This window comes from Pseudomonas sp. NPDC087697, assembly GCF_044743155.1.
In the GTDB taxonomy this organism is placed as follows: Bacteria; Pseudomonadota; Gammaproteobacteria; order Pseudomonadales; family Pseudomonadaceae; genus Aquipseudomonas.
Genome location: NZ_JBIUVW010000003.1, coordinates 181,019 through 193,722, shown reverse-complemented (window position 1 = coordinate 193,722; position 12,704 = coordinate 181,019). Strand labels below are relative to the sequence as shown.

The following is a 12,704-nucleotide window of genomic DNA, read 5'->3' as shown; positions in this document are numbered from 1 at the left end:
TCATCGAGACCTGAATATGGACGTTCGCCAACTGGCCTTTCTGGCCGGCCAGTCTTCTGCTGCCGTAATTCCCCGTGAACGTTTCATGGGTATGCCCAAACGCGGTCTGGCGTTCCTGCTGGCCAACGTCATGTTCTGGCAACCGATGTGGGCGCAGGCGGACGGCATCGTGGTCAGCGCGCCGGGCACCAGCCTGGATCGTGCCGGCAATGGCGTGCCGATCGTCAACATCGCCACGCCCAATGCGACGGGTCTCTCGCACAACCAGTTCCACGACTACAACGTCACCCTGCAGGGCTTGATCCTCAACAACGCCGGCACCCAAACCTCTGCCACTCAACTGGGCGGGTACATCGTCGGCAACCCGAACCTGAAGAACAGCGGGTCGGCGCAAACCATCCTCAACGAAGTCAACGGCGGCAGTCCGAGCCAGTTGAACGGTTACACCGAAGTGGCGGGGCAGTCGGCGCGGGTGATCGTCGCCAACCCGTATGGCATCAGCTGCAACGGCTGTGGCTTCATCAATACCCCACGGGTGACCTTGACCACCGGTAAACCGGTATTGGACAACGGTCGACTGGACCGCTTCCAGGTCGATCAGGGCAGCGTCTCCATCGACGGCGCCGGGCTTGATGCAACCAACATCGACCGCTTCGAAATCATCACCCGCAGCGCCAAGATCAACGCCCAGATCCAGGCCAACAACCTGACCATCGTCGCCGGTCGCAACGACGTCAACGCCGAGAGTCTCAACGCCACGGCGCGCGCCAACGACGGCAGCGCCAAACCGGAACTGGCGATCGACTCCTCTACTCTCGGCGGCATGTACGCCGGCGCGATCAAGCTGGTCGGCACCGAAGCCGGCGTGGGAGTGAAGCTCGACGGCAAACTGATCGCCAGCGGCGGCGATATCCAGCTCGATGCCAACGGCCACTTGAGTCTGGCCGACACCTCGGCGGTCAATGGCGCGGTGAATATCAAAGCCGCCAGTCTCAATGCCCAGGGACCGGTCTACGCTGGCACCGCCCTCAACGTACAAACCCAAGGCGACCTGAGTAGCCAGCAATCCCTCGCCGCTCGCGACAGCATCAACCTGAGTGCCGGCGGCCAGCTGACCAACAACGGCGTTATCGAAGCCGGGGTCAACGCCGATACCAGCCGCAACGCCAGCGGTGACGTGAGCCTGAGCGCACAGAACCTCAACAACAGCGGCAAAAGCGTCATCGCCAGCCGCAACCTGACGGTGAGCACTGCGCAGACCTTGACCAACCAGGGCGGCACGCTAAGTGGGCAAACCGCCAACATTACCGCCGGGACCCTGGACAATCAGAACAACGGACGGGTGCTGAGTACCGGCACACTGAGTCTGATCGCCGGGCAGTTGCTTAACGCTCAGGGCGGGCTGGTTCACAGCAGCGGGGCCCTCGACGGGCAAATGGGCTACTGGAATAACAACGGTGGCGAGCTGTCGAGCTTCGATGCGATGACGTTGCAGTTGGCTTCGCTGGACAACGTGGCCGGTGTGGTCTCGGCCGGCAAGGCATTGCGCCTCACTGCCAGCGGTGCGCTGAACAACCAGGGTGGTCAACTGACCAGCCTGAGCACACTGGACCTCAAGGCCGGCCAGGTCGATAACAGCCAGGGTGGCAAGATCGCCAGCAACCAGGCTTTGACCGCCAGTGTCTCCGGTCTGGACCAGCACAACGGCGGTCAACTCACCAGCCTTGTCAGCCTCGGACTGGACCTCAACCAGGGCCAGCTGAACAACCAGAATGGCCTGATCAACGGCCCTGTACTGACCCTGACTAACCTGAATGGTGTGAACAACCAGAGCGGAGAGATTTCCAGTGCCCAGGCCTTTACCCTGGCCGCCGCCAACCTGGACAACAGCCACGGCAAACTCATCAGCCGTCAGGCGCTGACCCTGCGTCTGGGCCAGGCCCTAACCAACCTTGATGGCCGGGTATCCGGCGCCGGGTTGGACGTTCGCGCGGCCAGCCTGGATAACACCAGTGGCACAGTCACTAGCTCAAACAGCCTGGCCCTGACCCTCGACGGCGCACTGAATAACCAGAGCGGCGAAATCTCCAGCGCTGGCAGCAACCAGATAAAAGCCGCGAACCTGGACAACCGAGCCGGGAAGGTCACTGGCGATGTTGCGCTCACGCTGGGTCTGAGCGGCGCCGTCAACAACCAGAACGGTACCCTGGGTTCAAGGCAGGCCCTGAGCCTGACCGCCGCCAGCCTGGATAACCGCAACGCTGGCAAGCTGCTCAGTGACGGCAGTCTCACGGCCCGTATCGGCGGTCTGCTGGATAACCAGGCCCAAGGTCAGCTCAGAGCCAAGGGCGCGGTGGATGTCCAGACTGATAGCCTCGATAACCGGGGTGGCAGCCTGATCGGCAACAACGTGCTGACCCTGCGCGGCAACGTGCTGGACAACCGGGGCGGCAAGGTCAACGCCGACAGCACCCTGCTGCTCAACGTTGGTCAACTGGACAACCGCGACAAAGGTCTGCTCATCGGACTGGCGGCGGTCACGCTCAATGGCTCGCACATGGACAATCGCGGTGGCCTGCTGAGTGCAGCCGGCCCGCTGCGTCTGGACCTCGCCAGCGCCGATAACGGTACCGGGCGCATTTCCAGCAAAAACGACCTGAATGCCAACATCACCCAACTGGCCAACCAGAAAGGTCAACTGGTCGCCGAAGGCAATCTGACTCTGAACGGGGCCGGTCTGGACAACCGTAACGGTGGTCTGGTCTCGGCGATCAAAGCGCTGAAGCTCACCGTCGATGCTGTCGACAACCGCGCCGGAGAACTCTCCAGCACCGCCGACGTCAGCCTGGGTGGTTCGACGCTCGACAACAGCGACCTCGGTAAAGTCCTGGCTGGCACGCACCTGGGCCTGACCGTGGCGCAGGTGATCAACCAGACCCAAGGCTTGCTGTTTAGCCAGGGCAGCCTCTCGTTGGCTGGGCAGAGTCTGGACAGCAGTCATGGCCGGGTGGCTGCGACCAGCGACCTGGATATCCGCCTGGACCAGGCCTTGACCCACCTCAACGGCCTGATCAGCAGCGACGGCCGCCTGAGCGTCACCGCTGGCAGTCTGGACAACAGCGGCGGCAGCCTGTCCAGCGCCCTCGGCCTGACCCTCACCACCACCGGTGCCCTCGTCAGCCAGGGCGGCTCGATCACCAGCGACGCCAGCCTGAACCTGACCAGCCAGAGCCTGGATAACCGCCAGAATGGCGTAATCAACGGCAAGGGCGCGACCCGCATCAGTACCGGCACCCTGGACAACCGGCAGGGTGGGCAACTGACCAGTAACGCGACGCTCGACTTGAGCGCCGGCCAGGTGAGCAACAGCACCAACAGCCGTATCACCAGCGACCAGGCCTTGACTGCCAGCGTCAGCGGTTTCGATCAGCAAGGCGGTAGTCTGGGCAGCCAAACGTCCCTGAGCCTGGACCTGAACCACGGCCAGCTGAACAACCAGGGTGGCCTGATCAACGCACCGCTGCTGGTCCTGAAAAACCTCCAGGATGTGAACAACCAGGGGGGCGAAATCTCCAGCGCTCAGGCCTTTTCTATCGCAGCCCGTAGCCTGGACAATCGCCAGGGTAAATTGATCAGCGCTCAGGCCCTGACCTTGCGCGTCGATCAGGCACTGAGCAACGTCAAGGGGCTGATTTCCACCGCCGCGCTCGATGTTCGTAGCGCCAGCCTGGACAACACTGCTGGACTGATCAGCAGCCACGGCAGCCTCGGCCTGAACGTCGACACCACCCTCATCAACCAGAGCGGCACCCTGGTCGCCGATGGCGATGCGCAGTTGAACGCCACCAGCCTCGACAATAGCCAGGGCCAGATTTCCGGCAAGGCCGATCTCCGCGCGAATGTAGCCACGCTCAATAATCAGAACGGACAGTTGATCGCTCAGGGCGCGCTGGGCCTGACCGGCAACAGCCTGGACAATCGCCAGGGTGGTCTGCTGGGCGCGACCAAAGCGCTGAGCCTCAACGTCGATCAGATCGACAATCGGGGTGGTGAACTCTCGGGTAAGACGGCATTGAGCCTGACTGGCAGCCAGTTGGACAACAGCGACGGCGGCAAGGTCGTGACCGACCAGGTTCTGAACCTGACCCTGGGCCGTGTGCTCAACCGCAACAACGGCTTGCTCTCGGCCCAGACGGGTCTGAGCCTACTGGCCGGCAGCCTGGACAACACCACTGGCCGCCTGACCAGCCAACGCGATCTAAGCCTGATCCTCAGCGCCGACCTGGACAACAGCGCCGGACAGATCAGCAGCGAAGGTCTGCTGACCGTCAGCGCGGCCAGCCTGGCCAACCGCCTGGGTAGCCTGTCGAGTGCCGGCCAGCTCAGCCTCACCAGCCGCGGCATCCTCGATAACCAGGGCGGCCGGCTGGTCACCAATGGTGGCCTTGACCTGCACAGCACCAGCCTCGATAACCGCCAGCAGGGCACGATCAGCGGCCAAGGACCGGTACTGATCACCACTGGCGACTTCGACAACAGCCACAGTGGTTTCCTGAGCAGCGGCGATAGCCTGAACCTGACCACCGCGCAACTGACCAACCAGGATGGCGGCCGCATTGGCGCGGCCAAGGCCCTGACTGCCAGCGTCACCGGTCTGGACCAGCAGGGCGGTCAACTGAAGGGCGATACCGCGCTGACCCTGGACCTCAACCACGGCCAGTTGAACAACCAGGGCGGCCTGATCAATGCACCGTTGCTGGTGTTGAACAACCTCAAGGGCGTCAACAACCAAGGCGGCGAAATCTCCAGCTCTCAGGCCTACACCCTGGCCGCCGAAAGCCTGAACAACGACAACGGCAAATTGCTGGGCAACCAGGCCCTGACCCTGCGCATCGACCAGGCCTTGAGCAACGTCAAAGGGATGATCGCCGCAGCCGCGGTCGGCGCTCATGCCGGTAGTCTGGACAACTCGGGCGGCACCTTGACCAGCCGTGCCGAACTGGGCCTGACCGTCGACGGCCAGCTCACCAACCAGAACCAAGGGCTGATCAACGCGACCACCGCGCTGACCCTCAACAGCGGCGGGATCAATAACCAGGGAGGCTCGCTGCTGGGCAGTGCGATTGCCATCGATTTCGGCAGCGCGACCGGTGACCTGAATAACGCTGCCGGCCATATCGTCACCGCTGGCAACCTCAGCATCGATCACCTGCGCGACCTGTATAATCAGGGCGGCGAACTCAGTAGCGTCCAGAGCATCAACCTGACGGCTCGCACCCTGGACAACAGTAATGCCGGCAAGCTGATCAGCAACAATCTGCTGAACCTGACGGCCGGCAGCCTGATCAACCAGAACGGCGGCCTGTTCTCCGGCTGGCAGGGGCTGAGCCTCAATGGCAGCAGTCTCGACAACCGCAACAACGGCACCGTTTCCAGCCGTAGTGGCAACGTCGATGTGACCCTCGGCGGCGCATTACTCAATAGCGGAGCCGGTGCGCTGGTCAGCCAGAACGTCCTGACCGTCAACGCAGCGAGCCTCGACAACAGCAACCAAGGCGTCCTCTCCAGCGTGGCGGGGCAATCCGTCAGCGTCAGCGGTCTGCTGAACAACGCTCAGGGTGGCGTGATTGGCAGCGGCGCGGCTCTGACCTTGAGCGCCATGACCCTCGGCAACACCGGTGGCACCGTCAACGCTCAACAAGCGTTGAGTTTTACCGGCAGCCAGATCAACAACCAGGGAGGCCAACTGTCCAGCCAGGGCCAGATGACCCTGCTCACCGGCGGCCTGGATAACAGCAACCACGGCACCGTAGGGGCCACCGACAGCCTTAAGCTTACGGCGACGGGGGCGGTACAAAACACGGCTGGCGGCCTGATCGCCAGCCGAAATGCGGATCTGCAACTCACTGCGGCCAGCCTCGGCAACGCCAGTGGTTCGCTGCAAGGCAAGAGTATGGTTAACCTCGATGTCGCCGGCGATATCGACAACCATAGCGGCAAGATTATCGCCCAGGATGGCAACTTGACCCTCAAGGCAGCCAATGTCGACAGCCGTGGCGGCGTGCTCTCCAGCGTCAAGGGCGCCCTTGAGGCGCGCGTGGTCGGTGTCCTGAAAAACGGCTACGACCTGACCAACAACCGTCAGGGCGGCACCCTTCAGGCTCAGCGCCTCAACCTGCAAGCGTGGGGCGGGATCGACAACTACGGTGGTCGCATTGCGGCGCAAACCGGCGACGCCGTCATCGCTACGGGTGCAGGCAACTTCGACAACCGCAACGGCGGCCTCTATGCCAAGGGCCAGGTCAACGTCACCGGCAACAACTTCGACAACAGTGGCGACAACGACGGCCAGATCGCCGGCAACCAGATCACCCTGAACCTCAACGGTGCGCTGAACAACCGCTTGGGCATCATCGAGAGCGACACGACCCTGGCGATCAAAGCCGCCAGCCTCGACAACCAGACCGGCCAGCTGCGTGCAATGGGCACCAGCGGCAAAACCGACTTCCAGATTGGCGGCCTGTTCGACAACCGCAACGGCACCCTGGAAAGCGCCAACACTGACCTGAGTCTGGCTGTCGGTGGTTTCCTCAATGGCGGCGGCAGCTTGCTGCACGTCGGCACCGGCACTTTCGATATCTCCACGGCCAACGTCACCGGGGCCGGCGGCTCCATCGTGACCCGTGGCGGCCTGACCCTCAACGCCGACAGCTGGACCAACAGCAACGTCATCCAGGCCGGGCGCCTGAACGTCAACGTCAACAACTTCACTCAGACCGCCAGCGGTCAACTGCTGGCCTCTGACAGCTTCGTGGGGACTGGCGGCACTTGGTACAACGATGGGCTGATTGCCAGTGATGGCAGCTTGAGCCTGGCGCTGGGCGGCAGTTATGGCGGCAACGGTCGCTACAGTAGCCTGGGTAATCTGGGGCTGTCAGCCGCCTCGATGAGTCTGGGCAGTGCGGGCAGTGTTGCCAGTGGCGGGGACGCCACGATCAATGTCGGCGGCCAACTCAACAACTATGGTCGGATGACGTCTGCCACCGGGATGACTGTCAATGCCGGATCAATCAATAACTACGGGACCATGGGCAGCAGTGGCAATCTGCGTTTGAGCACGCCCAGCCTGTTGAACGAGAACGGCCTGATCTTCAGCGGTAGTGACACGGCGTTGCAAGTCAACAGCTTCACCAACCATTCGGCCCAGCTTTACAGCCTGGGTGCCGTCAGCATCGACGGCTATGGCGGCGCGGCCCAGGCGGCCCAGGTCAGCAATATCTCCGGGTCGCTGGAAAGCACCGGCAAGTTCAGCATCAATGCCGCCAACTTCGAGAACCGCACGGAGGGTTTCAGCCTGGGGCGCAAGCTGGTCTCTGGTTTTATCGCGATTAAATGCATCGAATGTTGGGGGAATTATTACGCTGCCAGTATTGTCGCTCGTGAGACTTTCGAAGGGCAGGACAACGACACCAGTGCCACCGCGTCGCTCTCGGCGGGAGGCGACTTTACCTTTCGCGGTGGCAGCTTTCTCAATAGCAAAAGCACTATCAGTGCCGGCGGCAATATTGCCATTCAGGCCGATAGTGTGAAAAACGTCGGGGCAGTCAGCGGCACGATTGAGCGCACGCGCAGCTATCAGACGGGTGATATTGATAAGGATTTAATCAATGAGTTTGCTGGCGCTGCGTTTAATTACAACGCGCGAAACAATCCTGATTTTCCGAACATCTACTACTTCAATGATTCTGGTGGCCTGAGTAGGGCACTCGCGGTGGATGCTATGCGCCGCATAGGTGGGCATGACGGGGAACAGATACCGGTTATTCGGTTCAGGGACGCTGTTACTAATGCGATAGTGAATACCTTCGACTTACCCCCTATTTACAACTATTTAAGCACCAAACCGCAATCCCAGTATGACCCCAACAACCTGGTAGCGCTGCCCAGTCAACTGCTGTCATACACGCAGGGATACACCCCGACCGGTGACGTCGAAGTCGCCAAGGACGGCAGTGGCTCAATCCGCAGTGCTGTTATCCAGGCCGGTGGCAATGTCTCGATCTCCGCGACTCAGGACCTGACCAATAGCGTCATTCATCAGGACTACGGGTTCAGCGCTGGCGCCAACAAAGTCCAGGGCACTCAGGTAGCCGGAGCGGGCGCGCCGGTCGTGGTCCGGATCAATGCCCAGTTGCCACCGAACCTGGCCCAGCAGCAGGTCAACCCGATCACGCTTCCGGGTTTCACCCTGCCCACCGGCCAGAACGGTTTATTCCGCCTGAGCGGCCAAGGCAGCACACCCGTCGACAGCGGTCCACAAAGCTGGACCATGGGCGGTGCCAGCCTGGGCACTGCGCAACGCCAACAAGCTTTACCGGTCACTCAAGCGCGGGATATCCAGTCGGTTAACGTCGCCCAGGTTTCGGCGAGCACTCTCGACCTGAGTACCGCGACGCGTCAGGCGGCCAATATCAATGTGACCGCCAGCACCGTCAACGCCGGTATTCCGGGCGATGATCCGTCCTCGGGTAGCCTGCTGCCGGCCCGTAACACCGCCAACGACGGCATGACTCAGGCGACCCCGCTTGGCGTTCTCGCCATCCAGCCCGGCGCCTTGAGCGTCAACCGCGTCCGGGGCCTGCCCGATACCTCGGGCAGGTCCAATCCGCAAAAATACCTGATCGAAACCAACCCGGTACTGACCAACCTCAAACAATTCATGAGCTCGGATTACCTGTTGGCGAACCTCGGCTACGACCCGGACAAAAGCGCCAAGCGCCTGGGCGACGGATTTTATGAACAGAGACTGGTCCAGCAAGCAGTCACCGTCCGTACCGGGCAACGTTTCATCGACGGCCAGACGTCTGACGAGGGCCTGTTCAAGTACCTGATGAACAACGCTATCGCCAGCAAACAGCAGCTCAATCTGTCACTGGGCGTGAGCCTGACCTCCGAACAGGTCGCGGCGCTGACTCACGACATCGTCTGGATGGAAAACGCCGAGGTCAACGGCGAGCAGGTGCTGGTGCCGGTCTTGTACCTGGCCAATGCCAACAATCGCCTGGCCGCCAACGGTGCATTGATCCAGGGCAAAGACGTCAACCTGATTGCCGGCAAGGACCTGAACAACGCCGGCACTCTGCGCGCCAGCAACAACCTGTCGGCAACAGCTGGCAATGACGTGGTCAACAGTGGCCTGGTCGAAGCCGGTAACCGGCTGGACATGCTGGCCGGCAACAACCTGACCAACAAGGCCGGCGGCATCATCGCTGGTCGTGACGTCAGCCTGACCGCGATCAATGGCGATGTGGTCAATGAACGAACGATCACCACTGCCAAAGCCAGCATTGGCTACATGAGTACCAGCAACGACTACGCCAACAGCGCTGCTCGTATCGAGGCTGCCAACAACCTCTCGCTCCAGGCTGGTCGAGATGTCAACAACATTGGTGGCGTACTGCAAAGCGGTCGCGACACTAGTATCAGCGCCGGTCGTGACGTGAATCTGGTCTCCGCCAAGACCGATAGCAAACTAGCTGGCGGCAGCAGTTTTCTCGACGAGAAAATCACCCAGCTGACCGGTTCTATCAGCGCAGGACGCGACGTTTCCGTCAGCGCCGGTCGTGACATCTCTGCCATTGCCAGTCAAATCGATGCCAAGCGTGACATCGTGATGTCGGCCACGGAAAACCTGACCCTGGCCTCGGCAGCGGACGAGAGCCACTCCTACTTCAAGAACAAGAAGGAGACTCGTCAAGAGGATCATGTCAAACAGATCTCCAGCACCGTGACTGCCGGTGGCAGCGTTGCGTTGAGTGCGGGTAAGGACATGACGCTGATCTCCAGCCGTGTCAGCGCGGGCGATGAAGCCTACCTGGTCGCCGGAGACAAAATCGAACTGCTGTCTGCGCAAGACAGTGATTACTCGCTGTACGACATGAAGAAAAAAGGCAGTTGGGGCAGCAGTAAAACCCAGCGTGATGAAGTGACCCAGGTCACGAACGTCGGGAGCGAGATCAAGACCGGTGGGGATCTGACGCTCAAGAGCGGTGGGGACCAGAAGTATCAGGTTGCCAAGCTCGAAAGCGGTAAGGACATCACGCTGGACAGTGGCGGTTCGATCACCTTTGAAGGGGTGAAGGATCTTCATCAGGAGAGTCATGAGAAGAGCGACAACAATGCGTTTTGGGTCTCGTCCAAAGGTCAGGGCAATACTGACGAAACCTTGCGTCAGAGCCAGATGGTTGCAGCTGGAAATATTGCGATCAAAGCCGTCGATGGCCTGAAAATCGACATTAAACAGGTTGACCAAAAAACTGTCAGCCAGACCATCGACACAATGGTCAAGGCTGATCCAAAACTGGCGTGGCTCAAGGACGCCGAAAAGCGCGGTGATGTGGACTGGAAGTTGGTCAAGGAAATCCATGAGTCGTTCAAGTACGAAAACTCAGGGTTAGGGCCTGCTTCGCAAATCATCATTGCGATCATCATGGCTGCTGTTGTCGGTCCCGCCGTTGCCGGTATGGCGGGCGGTGGTGCCATGGGGGCTGCCGCAGGTGCCGTAGCTGCCGGGGCATCAACAAACGCCACCGTTAGCGTAGTCAACAATCGCGGCAATCTCGGCGCTGTAGTCAAGGACGTGACCTCTTCCGATGCCATCAAGGGTTATGTCATTTCAGGCGTTACGGCGGGCCTGACGGCCGCCTACTTCGACGGTTGGACGGGGACCCATACTGACTCAATAACAGGCAAGATCGTCGGGCCGCCGCTTAATACCTGGACAGGCGCCGCTCAGTTTGCAGGGAACCAAGTGTTGCAAAATACGACCTCCACGCTGCTGAGCAAGGCGTTGGGGCAGGGCGGCAGCATGAGTGATGCCCTGAAGAGTGCTTTGTTCAACACCTTGGCGGCAGCCAGTTTTAACGCGGTAGGCGATTACACGAAAAATGTGGTTGCTGACGGCTCCCTGCCGAAGGTCGCGATTCACGCCATGGTGGGCGGACTACTGGCTCAAGCAACCGGTGGGGACTTCAAGACAGGAGCCTTGGCGGCGGGAGCGAATGAGGCGCTGGTCGGGCATCTGGACAACCTGGTCAAGGGCGACAATACCCTGTTGAGCATGAGCTCTCAGATCGTTGGCGTTCTGGCTGCCGCAGCGCAAAAGGATGTCGATGCGAGCAAGCTGGAGAAGGGAGCTTGGGTTGCCAAGAATGCAACGCAGTACAACAGACAACTGCACAAGGACGACAAGGATCTCGCCAAACAACTGGCTGAGCGCAGCGGCGGAAAGTACAGCGCCGAGCAAATCGAAGAGCAGCTTCGGCTTTCCAACGTCAACGGAACCGACATTGTGGCGGGAACCGACATGGTTGCCACCAAAGACGGGGTCTATGACCCCTCCGCAAAATGGGTGGACTTGGGGAACGGTCAATACGTTCAACAGCAAGCCAAGCTTGATCTTGATGTGGTGGCTTATATTCGGGAGTCGACCAACAATTACAGCTGGGCCGCGTTCCCTAAGGCGCCTGATCATGATTGGAGCAAAACGCCAACGGTTGGCGAGGAGGTACGTGATCGGCTTTCTGGTCGTGTGCTCGATGCTCAGGGTGGCTTCCGCTCATCAGTCCAGGTAGACGGAGAAGCGTTCAACCCACGCTTTATGCCTTGCGCTGATGCCTCTTGCGTGGCGGTTGGGGCTAACATAGATCTGAATGATCCAGAGACTAAGCGATGGATTGAAGCCGGGGATGCAAAAGCCAGGAGTGACGCGCTGGCCATAGGGTCGCTTGTGCCGGTGCCGATGTCTTGGGTTGGAAAGGCTCTTGGGTCTATTCTTGGCAAAGGGGCTTTGAGAGAGGCGATTGTTGTTGGTGAGGCGGCGGGTGCTGCAAAGAGTACGGGAACCTCGTCGGTTTGGGAAAACGCGGTCTCGAGAGCTGATGGGGACTTTGGATACTTAAATCAGACACCAAAATTTGGAGTGAATCCGAATTACCTCGAGGAAATGACAGCAAATGGAGTGAAATATACTCCTGAAAATGTTATTGCAACGACTCGTAGCCAAAGTGGGCAGGTTGTGTTCTTGGAAACAGGAAATTCAAAGGCAGGTTTGCAACATATTATTGAAGAACACGGTACTCAATTTACACAAATGGGTGTCACTGAAGCACAAATTCCGAGCGTTGTAATGAAAGCTGTTTCTGAAGGCAAGCTTATTGGCTATCAAGGTTCTGGGGTTGGTCGTCCGATTTATGAACTGACTATAAACGGACAATCTCAACGAATAGCGGTAACTGTTGGTAATAATGGTTATGTTGTTGGCGCTAACCCAAGAGGAGGGGTGAAATGAGATATATAAAATTGATGGCTGATTATCAGTGTCACCCTATTTGGGAAATTTCTCCGGATGAGTATGGAGACGTAGATCCTAGTACTCTTCCTATTTCTGAAAAGCTTAAATCTCGGTTGGTGAAATGGGCTAGTTTGTATGACGAAACCCTAGACTTGGACTGTCCGCAATATTCGGGATTTAAAACTGAAGAGTTGGAAGTTGAATTTAAAAGAGAAGGTAGATTGCTCGTTGACTGTCTACAAAACGAGCTTGGCGCTGATTTTGTTGTTACAGCTAAAATTTAGTTTTTACAAAAGGCGCAGGGAAATAGATCAAAAGGGGACACCCATTAGCCGGTATCGAGTCAAGGCTA

General features: G+C 59.5%; 2 protein-coding genes. Both read left to right on the top strand.

All coding sequences use genetic code 11. The annotated features are described in order from the left end of the window. Nucleotides 1-16 precede the first annotated feature (16 nt). A complete protein-coding gene (locus ACIPIN_RS04260) occupies nucleotides 17-12,349 on the top strand; it encodes a filamentous hemagglutinin N-terminal domain-containing protein (RefSeq protein WP_401115725.1) in 12,333 nt (4,110 codons plus the stop codon). Beyond that, the gene (locus tag ACIPIN_RS04255) at nucleotides 12,346-12,636 is read left to right on the top strand and encodes a hypothetical protein (RefSeq protein WP_401115722.1); all 291 of its coding nucleotides are present in this window, start codon (nucleotides 12,346-12,348) and stop codon (nucleotides 12,634-12,636) included. The genes ACIPIN_RS04260 and ACIPIN_RS04255 overlap by 4 nt, the downstream gene beginning before the upstream one ends. Nucleotides 12,637-12,704: the final 68 nt, after the last annotated feature.

Bases quoted from the DNA above. Each gene is read 5' to 3' on its own strand.
- ACIPIN_RS04255 (WP_401115722.1), top strand. From the start codon at position 12,346: ATGAGATATATAAAATTGATGGCTGATTATCAGTGTCACCCTATTTGG.
- ACIPIN_RS04260 (WP_401115725.1), top strand. From the start codon at position 17: ATGGACGTTCGCCAACTGGCCTTTCTGGCCGGCCAGTCTTCTGCTGCC.